The sequence below is a fragment of the Spirosoma sp. genome, from assembly GCF_048594605.1.
Taxonomy (GTDB): Bacteria; Bacteroidota; Bacteroidia; order Cytophagales; family Spirosomataceae; genus Spirosoma.
In genome coordinates this window covers 38,269-53,694 of the sequence record NZ_JBMDWV010000357.1, presented here as the reverse complement: position 1 = coordinate 53,694, position 15,426 = coordinate 38,269, and the positions used below count along the sequence as shown (strand labels likewise).

The 15,426-nt window shown below is 47.8% G+C and carries 19 protein-coding genes; 7 read left to right on the top strand and 12 right to left on the bottom strand.

All coding sequences use genetic code 11. The features are described from left to right. Positions 1–352: S8 family serine peptidase (locus ACOJS8_RS21870; RefSeq protein WP_420150683.1), on the top strand; the 352-nt coding region annotated here is incomplete at its 5' end. 118 nt (positions 353–470) lie between these two features. Here ACOJS8_RS21870 and ACOJS8_RS21865 read toward each other — a convergent pair. Beyond that, positions 471–794: a hypothetical protein gene (locus ACOJS8_RS21865; RefSeq protein ID WP_420150682.1), complete on the bottom strand. Its 324-nt coding sequence runs from the start codon at positions 792–794 to the stop codon at positions 471–473. A 74-nt stretch (positions 795–868) separates the two neighbouring features. Here ACOJS8_RS21865 and nhaD point away from each other — a divergent pair, with 74 nt between their 5' ends. After that, positions 869–2,137: a sodium:proton antiporter NhaD gene (gene nhaD / locus ACOJS8_RS21860; protein ID WP_420150681.1), complete on the top strand. Its 1,269-nt coding sequence runs from the start codon at positions 869–871 to the stop codon at positions 2,135–2,137. 32 nt (positions 2,138–2,169) lie between these two features. Here nhaD and ACOJS8_RS21855 read toward each other — a convergent pair whose 3' ends face one another. The 5 genes from ACOJS8_RS21855 to ACOJS8_RS21835 form a co-directional block, all read right to left on the bottom strand. Beyond that, the gene (locus ACOJS8_RS21855; protein WP_420150680.1) at positions 2,170–2,376 is read right to left on the bottom strand and encodes a hypothetical protein; all 207 of its coding nucleotides are present in this window, start codon (positions 2,374–2,376) and stop codon (positions 2,170–2,172) included. 80 nt (positions 2,377–2,456) lie between these two features. Then, positions 2,457–2,756, bottom strand: a complete 300-nt coding sequence (locus ACOJS8_RS21850) for a winged helix-turn-helix domain-containing protein (protein ID WP_420150679.1) — start codon at positions 2,754–2,756, stop codon at positions 2,457–2,459. Beyond that, entirely contained in the window at positions 2,728–3,402 is a 675-nt protein-coding gene (locus ACOJS8_RS21845) for a hypothetical protein (protein ID WP_420150678.1), read from the bottom strand. The genes ACOJS8_RS21850 and ACOJS8_RS21845 overlap by 29 nt, the downstream gene beginning before the upstream one ends. A gap of 35 nt (positions 3,403–3,437) precedes the next feature. Beyond that, complete coding sequence (locus ACOJS8_RS21840) at positions 3,438–3,818, bottom strand: diacylglycerol kinase family protein (protein WP_420150677.1); 381 nt, start codon at positions 3,816–3,818, stop codon at positions 3,438–3,440. Between the two features lie 75 nt (positions 3,819–3,893). Next, a complete protein-coding gene (locus tag ACOJS8_RS21835) occupies positions 3,894–4,601 on the bottom strand; it encodes a DUF1361 domain-containing protein (protein ID WP_420150676.1) in 708 nt (235 codons plus the stop codon). Between the two features lie 190 nt (positions 4,602–4,791). On the opposite strand from ACOJS8_RS21835, the gene mazG reads away from it, so the two are divergent. Continuing rightward, positions 4,792–5,622: a nucleoside triphosphate pyrophosphohydrolase gene (gene mazG, locus ACOJS8_RS21830; protein WP_420150675.1), complete on the top strand. Its 831-nt coding sequence runs from the start codon at positions 4,792–4,794 to the stop codon at positions 5,620–5,622. A 106-nt stretch (positions 5,623–5,728) separates the two neighbouring features. Continuing rightward, the gene (locus ACOJS8_RS21825; protein ID WP_420150674.1) at positions 5,729–6,481 is read left to right on the top strand and encodes a metallophosphoesterase family protein; all 753 of its coding nucleotides are present in this window, start codon (positions 5,729–5,731) and stop codon (positions 6,479–6,481) included. A 50-nt stretch (positions 6,482–6,531) separates the two neighbouring features. Here ACOJS8_RS21825 and ACOJS8_RS21820 read toward each other — a convergent pair whose 3' ends face one another. The 3 genes from ACOJS8_RS21820 to ACOJS8_RS21810 all read right to left on the bottom strand — a co-directional run bounded on the left by ACOJS8_RS21820 (position 6,532) and on the right by ACOJS8_RS21810 (position 9,638). After that, positions 6,532–7,482, bottom strand: coding sequence for an aldo/keto reductase (locus ACOJS8_RS21820; protein ID WP_420150673.1), 951 nt, complete (start codon positions 7,480–7,482; stop codon positions 6,532–6,534). Positions 7,483–7,738: 256 nt separating this feature from the next. After that, positions 7,739–9,211 (bottom strand): IMP dehydrogenase, encoded by a 1,473-nt coding sequence (guaB, locus tag ACOJS8_RS21815; protein ID WP_420150672.1) that lies wholly within the window; start codon positions 9,209–9,211, stop codon positions 7,739–7,741. A 58-nt stretch (positions 9,212–9,269) separates the two neighbouring features. Further along, positions 9,270–9,638: a DUF2141 domain-containing protein gene (locus ACOJS8_RS21810; RefSeq protein ID WP_420150671.1), complete on the bottom strand. Its 369-nt coding sequence runs from the start codon at positions 9,636–9,638 to the stop codon at positions 9,270–9,272. A 94-nt stretch (positions 9,639–9,732) separates the two neighbouring features. Between ACOJS8_RS21810 and recJ the strand changes: the two genes are divergently transcribed. Both recJ and lptB read left to right on the top strand, forming a co-directional pair. Beyond that, positions 9,733–11,472 (top strand): single-stranded-DNA-specific exonuclease RecJ, encoded by a 1,740-nt coding sequence (gene recJ, locus ACOJS8_RS21805; protein WP_420150670.1) that lies wholly within the window; start codon positions 9,733–9,735, stop codon positions 11,470–11,472. 34 nt (positions 11,473–11,506) lie between these two features. Further along, positions 11,507–12,238, top strand: a complete 732-nt coding sequence (gene lptB, locus ACOJS8_RS21800) for an LPS export ABC transporter ATP-binding protein (RefSeq protein WP_420150669.1) — start codon at positions 11,507–11,509, stop codon at positions 12,236–12,238. A gap of 18 nt (positions 12,239–12,256) precedes the next feature. Here the strand turns inward: lptB and recO are convergent, their stop codons facing one another. Continuing rightward, positions 12,257–12,949, bottom strand: a complete 693-nt coding sequence (gene recO / locus ACOJS8_RS21795) for a DNA repair protein RecO (RefSeq protein WP_420150668.1) — start codon at positions 12,947–12,949, stop codon at positions 12,257–12,259. A 92-nt stretch (positions 12,950–13,041) separates the two neighbouring features. Here recO and ACOJS8_RS21790 point away from each other — a divergent pair, with 92 nt between their 5' ends. Continuing rightward, positions 13,042–13,878 (top strand): fumarylacetoacetate hydrolase family protein, encoded by an 837-nt coding sequence (locus ACOJS8_RS21790; protein WP_420150667.1) that lies wholly within the window; start codon positions 13,042–13,044, stop codon positions 13,876–13,878. Here the strand turns inward: ACOJS8_RS21790 and ACOJS8_RS21785 are convergent, their stop codons facing one another. Both ACOJS8_RS21785 and ACOJS8_RS21780 read right to left on the bottom strand, forming a co-directional pair. Then, a complete protein-coding gene (locus ACOJS8_RS21785) occupies positions 13,879–14,046 on the bottom strand; it encodes a DUF2256 domain-containing protein (RefSeq protein ID WP_420150666.1) in 168 nt (55 codons plus the stop codon). It abuts the gene before it with no gap. Between the two features lie 141 nt (positions 14,047–14,187). Next, positions 14,188–15,342 (bottom strand): 5-(carboxyamino)imidazole ribonucleotide synthase, encoded by a 1,155-nt coding sequence (locus ACOJS8_RS21780; RefSeq protein ID WP_420150665.1) that lies wholly within the window; start codon positions 15,340–15,342, stop codon positions 14,188–14,190. Positions 15,343–15,426: the final 84 nt, after the last annotated feature.

The following is a 15,426-nucleotide window of genomic DNA, read 5'->3' as shown; positions in this document are numbered from 1 at the left end:
TAATTATAATGTTCCGAACGTAATAGCAGTAGCATCTATTACAAACGCCGGAGGTTTATCGAGTTTCTCCAATTATGGGGCTACACAAGTTGATTTAGGCGCTCCCGGCTCAAATATTGGCTCCACAGTGCCTGCGCGGTCTGGCAATAGTGTTGTGTCGAGTTATGCGGCCTATAGCGGTACGTCGATGGCAACACCACACGTATCTGGAGCCGCAGCTTTATACGCTGCGTATCATCCGGGAGCCACGGCTGCTCAGATCAAGAGTGCTATTTTGTCATCGGTTACGCCTACGCCCTCACTTAGCGGTAAAACTGTAACGGGCGGCCGTCTGAACGTCAGTACGTTCTAAAATTGATCTGGAGACTATCGAAAAGCGGTGCCAGCGATGACTGGCACCGCTTTTCTGTTGTTAGTACGGGATCAGGAGTGAACGGCGACAATGCGGAAGAAGATAAGCACACATTTATTCAGTGTGCTTTCCTGAGGTAGCGCCAAAATCCCCAGAAAGGCCGCGTTTTAAGATACGTAAGGTTCTCGTCGTTAGCGAAAGCCTCGCGCTCAAAACTGATATTTCGGTAGGCCAGATAATGATTTCGATACTGAAATCTGCGAATGAGGTATTCAATCACGTACCAGAGGTAGAAAGGTAAAATACCCATTTCGGCTTGCTGCCGTAAATGAATCCGTTCATGGTTAATAAGAACCTGACCTGGGTTCGGCTGACGCACCAGAATAAACGGGAACAGAGCCATACCATCGGGACGTAACGAAGCAATTCGGACCACCAACATGCCATTTGTTTTATACCTAAGGAACAATGTGCAGCGTAAAAATATTCATTACGTATTGAGTTGCCTCCCATATTATGATCGTATTACTGATTCTTCTCTTCGTCACGGGCTATATTCTGATTACGCTTGAACATCCAGTTAAGATCAATAAAACCGCTACTGCCCTGATTACGGGCGTATTGTGCTGGACGGCTTATGCGTTAATGAGTTCTGAAAGCGAATCCGTTATACACCATCTTGGCGAGAATTTAGCCGCAACCGCCGAAATCTTATTCTTTCTATTGGGCGCTATGACCGTTGTTGAGCTAATCGATGTGCATGACGGCTTTGCACTAATTACGGATCGTATTGCTACCCGTAATATTCGTACACTGCTCTGGGTTATCAGCCTGCTGGCGTTCTTTTTATCGGCTTTACTAGATAACCTTACGACAGCTATTGTCATGGTGTCTGTCGCTCGCAAACTGATTCGAAATACTGAACAGCGACGTATCGTTGCAGGAATGATTATTGTTGCAGCCAATGCGGGCGGGGCTTGGTCGCCGATAGGCGACGTAACAACTACGATGCTCTGGATTGGGGGGCAGATCACGACGGTTAATATCATCCGTAGCCTGTTTTTGCCAAGTCTGGTATCGATGATTATACCTCTTTTTCTGCTAACCCGACTGTTTAAAGCAGAAACGCAAACCGAAAAAATAACCAATAAGCAGGGAGTTAGCCGCCCATACGTAACGCCGATGGCTCGTCGTGATCGTCGGGTTATGCTGGCCGTTGGGTTAGGAGGAATGCTATTCGTGCCAATCTTCAAAACCCTGACTCATCTGCCTCCTTATATGGGCATGATGCTGGTGCTGGGTGTTATCTGGGTAGTATCTGAGCTACTCCACAGTGATAAGGACGAATCGGAACGGCAAAAGTTCACGGCGGCCTACGCACTTAGCCGGATTGACGTATCAAGTATCCTGTTTTTTCTGGGCATCCTATTAGCAGTTGGCTCTCTGGAAGTAACTGGTGTACTTCGGGAATTAGCCAGTATGTTGAATCAGTCAGTAGGAAATCTTGACGTTATTGTGCTACTCATCGGCCTAATGTCGGCTGTAGTCGATAATGTACCGATTGTGGCAGCAGCTATGGGCATGTATGATCTGCAGACGTATCCGACCGATGCCAAACTTTGGGAATTCCTGGCCTATTGTGCCGGTACGGGAGGCAGCCTGCTCCTGATTGGATCGGCTGCGGGGGTTGCGGTAATGGGAATGGAAAAGCTGGAGTTTGGCTGGTATCTCCGAAAAATAGGTGGACCGGCCCTGATTGGTTACGTAGCAGGGGCACTGGTTTAACTACTCACGTATACATGGTTTATATAAACCGTCTAGCGTCTCTTTTTTAGAAGCAAATTCTGTATCAAATGACCAGCAAACCCAATAACTAAGCCGGTCAGGACGGCAGCAACAACGACTAGGCCCGGGGCAACCTCATCTTCACGTGGGATATGAGGAAGGGCAAATAGTTTGAACAATAGGAGAAAGCCCGCTAGTCCTATGACAAAACCGATGATTTTAACTAATGGATTTTTCATAATAAAAGTACTTTGTGTTTAAAAGTATATAAAAAAACGCGTTGAAACTGTGATCGTCAGAGAAATCACGCGTAACGTTTCTACATATTTCTGATAAACTCTTCCAGGGCGTTCAGATGATCTGAAAACGCCTGTTGCCCCGCTTGCGTGGCCGAGTACGTAGTGTTTGGCTTACGCCCTACGAACTGTTTCTGCACCGCTATGTACCCTGCTTCTTCCAGCGCACGCAAATGGGTAGCAAGATTGCCATCGGTTAGGTTGAGCAGTTCTTTTAGCGCGTTGAAACTCAGCGAGTCATTAACCATCAACACCGACATGATGCTTAATCGCGCTTTGCTTTCAAACGCTTTATTAAATTGAGCCAGCAGGTCGGTTTTCATGCGAATTTCGTTCGTATTTGTAGTACATGGCCGCGCCGTACACAATGTGCAGTACGCCAAAGCCAAGAGACCAGGTTAATAAATTATAGCCCGGCCAGAAAAGCGACAATAGGCCCAGTCCGATTTCACAGTACGCCAACGATTCTACATCGCGGAGGGTGTACTTGCTACCGTTGAGTAACGCTAAGCCATAAAAAATGAGCGTAGCAGGAAAAGCCAGCCAAAGCAGATTATAATGTAACAGCGCCAGACAAAAGACACCACCCGCGATCAATGGTACAATCATTGCCCACAGTAACCGCTGCGACGCCTTATTCCAGACATTTGAACCCTGCCGCCGTGCTTTGCGAATCGTAAAATAAGAACCTGCCACCAGTGCTGATATAAGTACAGAAATAGCTACCGTTATGATAAATTGTTTTACTGCTGTGTGGTCGGCGCTGTCGGCAACGTACAGATGAGCATCAGTAATATCACTAAGCCAGTCTGTCTGCCGTCGGCGCATGTACACAACGGCAGCCCCGACTAAAGCAATTATTCCAGCCGAAATGCCGGATAAACCGCTCAGTGATAAGAATTTGGAGGAACGCTCCATCAGGCTGCGGATTTCCGTCAGGGTCTGTAAGTGTTCACGCGATTCGTACATAGTAAGTTGACCGGATCGCCGGTGCGATGAAAGAATTAGCGAATAAGTGAATAAAACGTATCGATCAAATGACTACCGAGGATAATAAACCCAACAATAACGGCGATAATGGTTACCAGTAATACCGCTCCGGACGACAGATCTTTAATTTCTTTGATTTGTGGATGGATGCCTGGCGACACGAAGTCGCATAGTTTTTCGATAGCTGTGTTAAACGCTTCGGCAGCCCATACTAGCCCAATCTGTGTTAGAATAATGGCCCATTCCGTGCGGTTTAGCTGAAAATAAAATCCAACGACAATCACTGCGCTCGCGAAAAGCAAATGTACTTTGGCGTTGTTCTCGAACCGAAACAAGTCGACAATTCCCTGCCCGGCAAATCGGAAGCTACGTATCACTTTGCGGAAATCGATCATCCGACAAATCTATCATTAAAATAGTCGTACTGTGTTGCATTTGAAAGGATGGTGATAAAAATGTGTTGACGAGTATCAGGCGTGAGTAGCTTCGTTTTCGTGCTGTACGTACCAGTAAAACGCTACGTATAGCACAATAAGAACGAACCCGTAGCCCAGGGTCAACTTCAGGCTCAGATGATCCTCGTAGGCCCGGATAATGGCGCGTCCCAGCGCCGACGGCCTCGTTAATACGTCCCAGCTGTTCCACCGCCCGAATCGGCCCAGATAAATTCCAAATCCCGAAAGAAGCTGGCTGCTCAGAATCAGGAACCAGGTTTGGACCTCGCCAACCAGAGGACGTAGCATTCGATGAACAATCAGAATGGAATACAGACCGATCAATAACCCTGTTAAAGCAAATAGAAACAGCGCCATTGTATCGAACCAGAGTAGAGGGTGGGGAATTTCTTTTAAATGATACAGATCAGTAATGATGTAAGGCGCATTCGGTAAGAAAACCAGCCAAAGCATTAGTCCGCTCACTAATAGCCACTTGCTGCGAAAGCCACTTTGCCGCAGATCCTGCAGCACCATGACAACGCCGAGTGGAAACCAGGCCAGAAACAGGTTCCAGGTAAGCACAACGAGAAACCACCAGTTGCCTGTGATTAATCCACGCGTAAGCACCAGGCTGAAGCCTGCAATCGTGAGCAAGGTTAACGCTTTTAAACGATTGCCTGGACGAGCATCCCGAGCCAGCAATATGTCAGAATTATACGACGAAAAGAAGGGATTTTGCATAGAATAAAAGTACTTTGTTTTGCAAAGTAAATAAAAGGAAACGGTATATATCAAGACGGGGGCAAAAATATTTTTGTGCGCTGAAGCTGCTTAGAAACAGCTCGCGTTAGACGAGCTGTTTCTAAACGTTGTTCCTGCTAATTGTGTTATCTTTACGCAAAGCAAAAAATAGTGACTGATTGTCTTCTGAATGAATTTTAATCAATTATCTCCCCGCCGTCAGGAACAGCTGATGGCGTTTAATCGGCTGCTAACCATTATGGATGAATTGCGCGAACAGTGCCCCTGGGATCGCAAACAAACAATGGATAGTCTGCGCCACCTGACGATTGAAGAAACGTACGAACTCTCCGACGCGATTCTTGAAAAGGATATGCCTGAGATTCGCAAGGAACTGGGCGACATTCAGTTACACTTAATTTTCTACGCTAAAATTGCGTCTGAAACCAGTGCCGAATCGCCGGATCATTTCGACATGGCCGACGTACTGAACAGCGTTTGTGATAAACTTATCCGTCGGCATCCGCATATTTATGGCGATACAGTTGCTGAGACAGAAGAACAGGTAAAAGCGAATTGGGAACAGCTCAAGCTAAAAGAAGGTAATAAATCTGTTTTAGGTGGCGTACCGGCTTCGCTACCAGCGTTGGTAAAAGCAATGCGTATTCAGGAAAAAGCGCGTGGAGCCGGTTTCGACTGGGAAGAAAAGCAGCAGGTTTGGGAGAAAGTGGAGGAGGAGATGCAGGAGTTTAAAGCTGAGTTTAACGCTGAATCCAACGTAGCGATTGAACATGAGCGCGCTGAAGGCGAATTTGGCGATCTGTTATTCTCGCTCGTTAATTATGCTCGTTTCATCGATATCAATCCCGAAACGGCTTTGGAACGTACCAACAAAAAATTCATCAGGCGCTTTCAGTATCTGGAAGAACAGGCCCGTGCTAATGGTAAAAAATTAAGCGAGATGACCCTGGCGGAGATGGATATTTACTGGAACGAAGCCAAAATCAAACCAGGGTTTTAGCAAAAGACTCGATAGGCAAGATGCTTTCCTGGAAAACTAACAAAATCTTGAAAATCTGCTTAATCTAGTTAAAATCCTGCCGGGCTGTCCGAGCAGTTCAACGATTATGCGAATAGCTTTTATAACCGACATGCATCTTGGCGCTGAAGGCGAAATCGTTCAGGGCGTTGATGTGCGACAGAATTTCCTAGACGCGTTAGCCCATCTGAAGGAGCTGAAGCCAAATTGCCTGGTGCTTGGTGGCGATATTTCGAATATAGTTGGCGATCGAAGTACGTATGAATGGGTAAAGAAACAGCTAGACCCGCTACCATTTCCATATTATGTTGTTCCGGGAAATCATGATGACTCGACACTGATAGCGGAGGTGTTTCGGATGACCCATGATCTGCACAATAAGGAATTGTACTATGCGCTGCCGCTCGAAGGACGCCCGACGCTATTTTTAGATTCATCAAAAGGAGAACTGTCGCCCGAACAATGGACCTGGTTTCGTGAATACCTGAATGTGCTACGTGATAATAACGTACTGGTATTCATGCACCATCCGCCTATTCCAGCGGACGTAGTGTTTATGGATACACGCTACCCATTTCGTCAGTCAGCCGAATTTATAGAACTGGTAAAAGATCTTCCGTGCCACGTTACGGTGGTTTGTGGGCATTATCATGTTGAGAAAGAAGTGCAGCGTGGTAATCTGCTGGTCCTTTTGTCGCCTTCTACGTTTTACCAGATGAAGCACGACACTCTCGAATTCGCCGTTGATAATTACCGCATTGGTATTCGGGAAATTGATCTGACTACACACGGTACGATCAGCACTGTACACTACGTTGATCCCAAACAGGTAGGACCGTAGTTTAGCACTTTTCCACGAAAGGCTAAACTACGCTTTGTTAATAAGCTGGATTAGAAGGAGCTGGCCGTTGTTAGTTTTTCCAGTGCTGCACGATCTAACGTCAAATCGGCGGCCTTGGCTATATCCTGAAATTGCGTTACACTAGTAGCGCTGGCAATTGGGGCGGTAATACCCGGCTGATTGATGAGCCAGGCCAGCGAAACCTGTGCAGGGGTTGACCTGTACTCTTCAGCGACTTCATCAAGTGCTTTTAGAATACGCATACCGCGTTCGTTCAGATAGCGTTTTACGCCTTGTCCCCGCGGGCTTTTCGACAAATCAGTTTCTGATCGGTATTTACCCGTCAGAAACCCGCTGGCCAGTGAATAGTAATTAATCACGCCCAACCCGTATTGACTGACGATTGGCTGATATTTTGTTTCGTAGTTCTCCCGGTCATACAGATTGTATTCTGGCTGCAAAGACTGGTAAACGGGATAGCCTTCTTTCTGGCTTATTTCCAGAGATTTTGTCAGTCGTTCGGGCGTAAAATTTGACGCACCAATATAGCGTACTTTACCCGCCTTGATCAGTTGCCCGAAGGCTTCCAGCGTTTCTTCAATGGGTGTATTCAGATCATCATAGTGCGACTGATAAAGGTCAATATAATCGGTTTGTAAGCGCTCTAACGATTTATCGACTGCGTTTAGAATATACGTTGCCGAAAGATCTTTTTTATTGTCAGGCAAACCCGATCCAACTTTTGTTGAAATAATGATTTGATCACGCTTGCCGGTCTTTTTCAGCCACTTACCAATAATCGTTTCGGATTCACCGCCCTTGTTTCCGGGTACCCAATGTGAATAGGAGTCGGCAGTATCGATAAGGTTGAAGCCAGCATCTGCGAAAGCATCTAATAATTGAAAGGAAGTTGCTTCATCGGCAGTCCAGCCGAACACGTTACCGCCAAATGCCAGCGGAGCCACCGCCAGATCGGAGTGGCCAATAATACGTTTTTCCATCAGGTTATTAATTTTGATATCATCCGCCAACGAGGCTTCGATACCTGGACAACATTGCCGATTGATGAACTGTTTTTCGGCAGCAATATTTAAAAAATAGAATTTAAGGCCGTTCTACGCAGAAGTTTCGGCAAAAAATAGAGTCTGCAACCTATCAAAATGAACAGATTGCAGACTCTATGGAACAATACGGAACAAACGCCCGCTACGTATTAATGATCTGAAAATGGTGTCAAATCAACGTACTGATTCAGACTTAGCGCGATGAGTAGTTAGGCGCTTCTTTCTGAATCTGAATGTCGTGGGGGTGACTCTCGCGGGACCCGGCCGTGGTAATCTTCACAAACTTGGCCTGTTGCAGCGTCGGAATGTCAATAGCACCACAGTAGCCCATACCAGCTTTCAGGCCACCGACCAACTGATACGTTATCTCCGAAACTTTACCTTTGAACGGCACACGCCCGACAATACCTTCAGGAACGAGTTTCTTGATATCGTCTTCGGCATCCTGGAAGTAACGATCTTTTGAACCGTCTTCCATCGCTTCTACTGAGCCCATGCCCCGGTACGTTTTAAACCGGCGACCTTCGTAGAGCACCACTTCGCCGGGAGCCTCTTCGGTTCCCGCCAGCAGTGACCCAATCATAACTGTACTGGCACCACCAGCAAGCGCTTTGGTAATATCGCCCGAGAAGCGAATACCGCCGTCCGCAATGACCGGAACGCCCGTTCCCTGCAACGCTTTCGCCGATTCGTAGACTGCCGTTAACTGAGGCATTCCAATACCGGCAATAATTCGTGTGGTACAGATACTTCCTGGACCAACGCCAACTTTTACGGCATCGGCACCCGCATCGGCCAGAGCTTTGGCACCATCGCCGGTTGCTACGTTTCCGGCGATGACCTGGAGTTTGGGGAATTGTTGTTTAATGCCTCGCACCGCGTCCAATACACCTTTGGAATGGCCGTGTGCCGTATCGACGCTGATGACGTCAACGCCCGCTTTAACGAGTGCTTCAATACGTCGGGAAAGGTCGGGCGTAACGCCAACAGCCGCTCCTACGCGAAGCCGACCCAATTCATCCTTGCAGGCATTGGGATGGCTCTTTTTCTTCAGAATGTCTTTGTACGTAATAAGACCAACCAAATGATAATCGTCATTGACGATAGGGAGCTTCTCGATGCGGTACTGTTGCAGAATACTTTCTGCTTCTTCGAGTGTCAGCCCCTCGCGGGCGGTAATGAGCTTCTCACGGGTCATTACGTCCGTAACAGGTTTTGACAGATCATTCTGAAAGCGCAAATCGCGGTTGGTCAGAATACCGACCAACTTGCCTGACTCGTCTACGACCGGAATCCCGCCGATTTTAGATTCGCGCATAATTTTGTGCGCATCAGCCAATTTGGCGGTTTCGGAGAGCGTAATGGGGTCGATGATCATACCACTTTCCGAGCGCTTGACCTTTCGGACCTCTTCGGCCTGAGCCTCAACGCTCATATTTTTGTGGATGATACCAATCCCGCCTTCCTGAGCCATCGCAATTGCCAGGGCCGATTCCGTAACCGTATCCATGGCTGCTGAAATCAGCGGAATGTTCAGGCGAATCGTGCGGGTAAGCTGGGTATCGGTTTTCGTATCGCGGGGAAGAACCTCCGAATAAGCGGGGAGGAGCAGTACGTCGTCGTAGGTGAGAGCCTCGTAAAGAAACTTACTGGTATCTAAGCTCATATGCAAATAGCAGGTTGTGTTATTTGCCGGACAAAGATACGTAAAAATATGGTTCGAACTACTTCAACGCAATACTAATTGACTTACCGCCATCGCCAACCGTAAACTGACAGTCGCTGAACTTGGGAGCCGACATTTTGGGGCGAAAATTATTGCTGAAACCGTAAGGTTCTTTAGGGATACCGAAAACGCGCTTGTCCATTTCCCCATTGCCATTTTCATCGTGAAAAACCGCTACGGCGTACTCGCCCGGCTCAACAGAGAACGTCGTCTGAACGCTATGACTGGTAGCATCTACTTTTTTTCCTTCAGTCGGCTTGCCAACGGGAAAATTACTCCCCGCTTTAAACAGTGCAACGAAAACAGAACCCGTCAGTGTCTGAACATTTTGAATCTCAACCTTTAAATTCGTTTTTTGAGGTGACACGCTGAGGGGCGTGGTAGTCAGAAATAGACTGAAAAGTGAAAACCAATGAAACATAAACGTACTGTTTTTGTAAAAACGAATTTATTTTGCAGATATGATAGCACAGCCGCCCCCTTCGCCTAAACGATGGCTCACCAAAGCATCCCCTGATTCTACCCAACAGCAGGCGGCTATCGAAGCATTAACTCAATCGCTCAATATAAGTTCAGCGCTGGCCGCCTTACTTGTGCAGCGGGGGGTACACACCTTCGACGAAGCCCGCACTTTCTTTCGGCCTGAAATGGGGCATTTGCACGATCCTTTTGCCATGAAGGATATGGATCGCGCCGTTGAACGATTGCAACAGGCTATGCACCCCGAACGGCGAGAAAAAATCCTGATTTATGGGGATTATGATGTGGATGGTACTACGTCGGTGGCGCTGGTCTATGGGTTTTTGAAGAACTATCATTCGGCCATTGACTATTATATTCCGGATCGCTATAAAGAAGGATACGGCATTTCGCGACAGGGAATCGAATGGGCTGCTGAAAATGGCTTCTCGCTGATTATTGCCCTCGACTGTGGAATCAAATCCGTTGAACGTATCGCCGAAGCCAAAACGCTGGGTGTCGATTTTATTATTTGTGATCACCACCGCCCCGGTTCCGAACTACCCGATGCCGCTGCCGTTCTGGACCCAAAACGCGAAGATTGCTCCTATCCATATAAGGAGTTAAGCGGCTGTGGAGTGGGTTTCAAACTGCTACAGGCTTTCTGTATGCGTGCAGGAATTGCGCTTGAGCAGTTATATCCCTGCCTTGATCTGGTAGCCGTGAGTATTGCGTCGGATATTGTTCCGCTGACGGGTGAGAATCGTGTGCTGGCGTATTACGGCTTAAAATATCTTAATTCGGCACCACGTACCGGCTTAAAAGCGTTAATCAAAATAGCAGGTTTTTCGCGCGAGCTAGATATCACGAATCTAGTGTTCGGACTAGGGCCACGTATCAATGCCGCTGGTCGAATTCAGCATGCCAAAGCTGCGGTGGAACTACTGCTGGCCGAATCGGAAGACGAGGCCGACGAATTTGCGATGGCAATTAACAAGCACAATAACAGCCGCCGTGAATTTGATAGTAGCATGACTGAACAGGCTTTGGCCATGATTCGCGAGAGTGAAACGCTGACTAATGCCAAGAGTACGGTTTTATTCGACGCCAGCTGGCATAAAGGCGTGATTGGAATTGTGGCGTCGAGGTGTATCGAGCATTTTCATCGGCCAACAATTATTCTGACGCAATCGAATGATAAGGCCGCTGGGTCAGCCCGGTCGGTGCCCGGCTTCGATGTGTATGAAGCCATTGAAGAGTGCGCCGATTTGCTGGAACAGTTTGGGGGCCACACATTTGCCGCAGGCATGACAATGCCTGTAAATAACATCAATGCGTTTCGGCAAAAGTTTGAACAGGTTGTGTCGCGTAAGATCAAGGAAGAGCATTTAACACCATTGGTTGAGATTGACCTCGCGCTGGACTTTAGTGAAATTACGGATAAACTCGTGCGGATTGTCAAGCAGATGGGACCCTTCGGGCCGCATAATATGCAACCTGTATTCACAACGGACGATGTGTATCTGGTTGGTCAACCGATTGTTATGAAGGAGAAGCACTTGAAAATGAGTGTGCGTCAGGGACGAACGGGGCATACGGTTACAGCGATTGGTTTCGGCTTTGCCAACGTAGCTGACTACCTGCAACCTGGGAAACCTTTCTCGATTTGTTATCATGTTGAGCAGAACTTTTTTAACGGAAACGTTTCGTTACAGTTGATGCTTAAGGATGTGAAATACTAGTCAATAGTCAACTATTGGCTATCGACTAAAAATTATGCTTCTCAGGACAGAAAATTTAATAAAAAAATACGGATCGCGATTTGTGAACAACAACGTATCGTATCAGGTCGAGACGGGTGAAATTGTTGGCTTGTTAGGGCCGAACGGTGCCGGTAAAACGACCTCATTTTATATGGCCGTTGGATTGGTAAAACCGAACAGTGGTAAGGTTTTTATCGACGATACGGACGTAACGGATTTGCCCATGTACAAACGGGCGCGGCTCGGACTGGGCTATCTGGCGCAGGAAGCGTCGGTATTTCGTGATCTAACCGTCGAAGAGAACGTACTGGCCGTGCTGGAAATGACGGATTTACCCAAGCGGGATCAGAAAGCTAAAGTCGAAGAGCTATTAGACGAATTTAGCCTGACACACGTCCGTAAAAGTAAAGGTAAAGTGCTGTCTGGTGGCGAACGACGACGTACTGAAATCGCCCGCGCCCTCGCCGTAGATCCGAAGTTTATTCTGCTTGATGAGCCGTTTGCAGGCGTTGACCCGATTGCCGTTGAGGATATTCAGAGCATTGTGGCCAAGCTCAAACACCGTAACATTGGCATTCTCATTACCGACCACAACGTAAACGAAACGCTTTCCATCACCGACCGGGCGTATCTACTGTTCGAAGGAAAGATTCTGAAACAGGGAACCGCCGAAGAACTTGCCAACGACGAACAGGTTCGGCGGCTGTATCTGGGTCAGCATTTCGAGCTGAAACGGAAGATTTGACGTAGCGTCGGTATAATATTACCCTAACACTTCCCGTAGAACAGGCAGCGATTTCACTTCGCCGATAGAATCAATGTGAATCTGGTAGTATGCAACCAGTGCGTCGAGCAATTCGTTACGCGCCGATCGCTTTAACGTAATGGGCGTACCCAGCGGTTGACGGAGCATAATGTTGAGGGCCGTTTCCATTTCCGTATCGGGCAGGAACGGATACGAATTTTCGCGGAGCTGGTTTTCAAACTCACGGGCCGACTCGGGACCAAAACCCAGGAAAAACGACAGCTTCAGTAGAAAAGCAAGGTGAAAATTCTCATAATTCGAATTGGCATTCTCAAGAAAAAGGATCGAATTCACCAAAAAGCGAAATAGGGCGGGGTTGTTGGCTTCCTCTTTCAGCACTTTGTTCAGAAACTCTGTCACGAACATCGCAATGGTCGACTTGGTTACTTCGAACGGTAAGCTCTGAAATGGATAGCTAATTTTGGTTTCCGACAAGCGGTGCAGATCGCGGTCGGGTTTATTATAAACAACCATATCCAGCAACGTCAACGGCTGAAATAGAGCAATCCGGTTGTTTTTACTTCGCGCAGTGCGGACGCTGTTAACAAGGTAGCTTTGTAAGCCGAATTCTTCAGTGTAGATGCGGGCAATAATGGATGTTTCGCGGTAGCGGATGTAACTAAGGGCAATTCCCTGTGTTTTTTGCAGCATTCTTTATAAAGGAGTAAACAATTCAATATAACGCTTTTTACAGTAAAACTGTCGCTGTGTAGCGCTAAAATTGCTCATTCATTTGCTTTTCTATGAAACTCTACAAAACCCGTTCTGGCTTCGTTGCTGAAGCTCAAGACCAATTTTATGCCGTCACGAATGAAGATTGGGATTCACTAATTAACCGGGATGACCTCTACAGTTTCCTTCAGCAATCACTCACGTCGGCAACGTCGTCGGAGGAATGCCAAACCTGGATTCAGACGGGTTTACTGGCTCCCATCGGGCGACAGGAAGTTTGGGCGTCGGGTGTTACGTATCTGCGAAGTCGGGATGCACGCATGGAAGAATCCAAAAAATCGGGGGGCGATAATTTCTACGACCGTGTCTACGACGCTGAACGCCCTGAACTGTTCTTCAAAGCGACACCTGAACGGGTTGTTGGACCCGGTGCTAATGTACGTATCCGGGCCGACTCAACCTGGAACGTACCAGAACCTGAACTGACGCTTTTCATTACGTCGTCGGGAAAAATTGTCGGCTACACCTGCGGAAACGACATGAGTTCGCGAAGCATTGAGGGCGAAAATCCGCTTTATTTACCCCAGGCCAAATCATACGACGGAAGTGCAGCCCTTGGCCCATGTCTCTACGTTCCCGAAACGCCAATTTCGACCGATACGCAAATCAAACTGGAAATTATTCGGGATCAGCAGGCTGCCTTTACAAATAGCATTGCTATCAGCCAAATGAAACGACAGCATACCGAACTGGTTGAGTTCCTGTTCCGGGAGTGCTCTTTTGCCAACGGCTGCTATCTGATGACGGGCACTGGCATTGTTCCTTCCGACGACTTTACGCTACGTTCCGGCGACGAAATCAGCATTTCAATTGATGGAATCGGCACGTTAACGAACGTGGTGGAGTAGTCAGTGATGAGAAAATTCGGGTAATTTTTGTCTTGATTTAGTCGCTTTTCGGCAGCTATCACTGCAATAGACAATCTGATCCCAGTTACGTTCCCATTTTTTTCGCCAGCTAAACGGTCGGTTGCAGACCGGGCAGGTTTTGCTGGGCAAGTCCTGTTTTTTGCGCATTCTCATGTAGACACAACCAGATACCGTGTCGGTAGTTTTTATGCGGCAGGGAATTCCTGAAACCTGACTGGCTACGCGGAATTAATGGAACTTAAACTCAACACACCTGAAGCCGAAGCTTCGGCTTCAGGTGTAAACTTGTTAATCGATGGAGGGCGTCTTCGATACAACCTTTATTCTCGTCTTTACGTCGGCAACTTTCGAACGTAGCGTTTCGAGCGATTCGTCCATAACCGTTATGTGGCCCATTTTGCGGAAAGGCTTTGTGATAGCTTTGCCGTAAAAGAAGGGAAAGACACCGGGCATTGCCAGCAGGTTTTCCAGGCCTTCGTACAACGCTGGACCAGTATGTCCTTCTTCGCCAAGCAGATTCACCATAGCAGCTGGCTGGTAAGCTGACGTATCGCCAAGCGGATAGTTGAGAATGGCTCGCCAGTGCTGTTCAAACTGCGACGTTACGTTGGCACGGATGGTATGGTGGCCGCTGTTGTGCGGGCGTGGCGCCACTTCGTTGATCAATACGTTGCCTTGCTTGTCCAGAAACAACTCAACGGCCAGCAAACCGACAATACCAAACGCATCAGCTGTTCGTCGGGCAATATCCTGCGCCTGCTGATTAATGGCAGTTGAAATTTCGGCGGGGGCAAAAAGATATTCTACCAGGTTCTGTTCGGGATGAAATACCATCTCAACGGTAGGAAACGTCTGTACCTCACCACGCTCGTTACGTGCTACGATAACGGCCAGTTCTTTCTCAAAATCAACGGCTTTCTCCAGTACGCCCGGTGCGTCGAACGCTTTTCCAACATCGGCTACCGACGCGATACGCTGCACACCACGGCCATCGTAGCCATCCCGCCCTAGTTTATGAAAAGCAGGCAGAAAATCGGGCTGATCAATTTCTATTAACGCTACGTCGGCTCGATTTTCGGTCAGTATAAAATCGGCGGTAGGCAGGTTATGATCTCGATAGAACTGTTTCTGAAGCCGTTTGTCCTGAATGGTACGTATTACCGACGGTTGCGGAAACACGCGTTTGCCTTCCCGTTCGAGTGCTTCGAGGGCGTCGACATTAACGCGTTCAATCTCAATAGTCAGTACGTCAACGGTCTGCCCAAATTCATAGACCGTATCGTAATCGGTTAAGGAGCCGTGCGTAAACTGCGTACACAGATGGCGGCAGGGAGCTTCTGTATCCGGATCGAGGATATGGACGCGGAGGTTCCAGTCGATGGCGGCTTGTAGAAGCATCAGACCAAGCTGGCCTCCGCCGAGAATACCGATAGTTGGTGTCAAGGTAATTAAAGAGCGAAAAAGTGAAACTGGGCTGCCGAAGCGAAACGCGCACAAAATTAAGTACCCGCTCGTTCACTCGTTCGC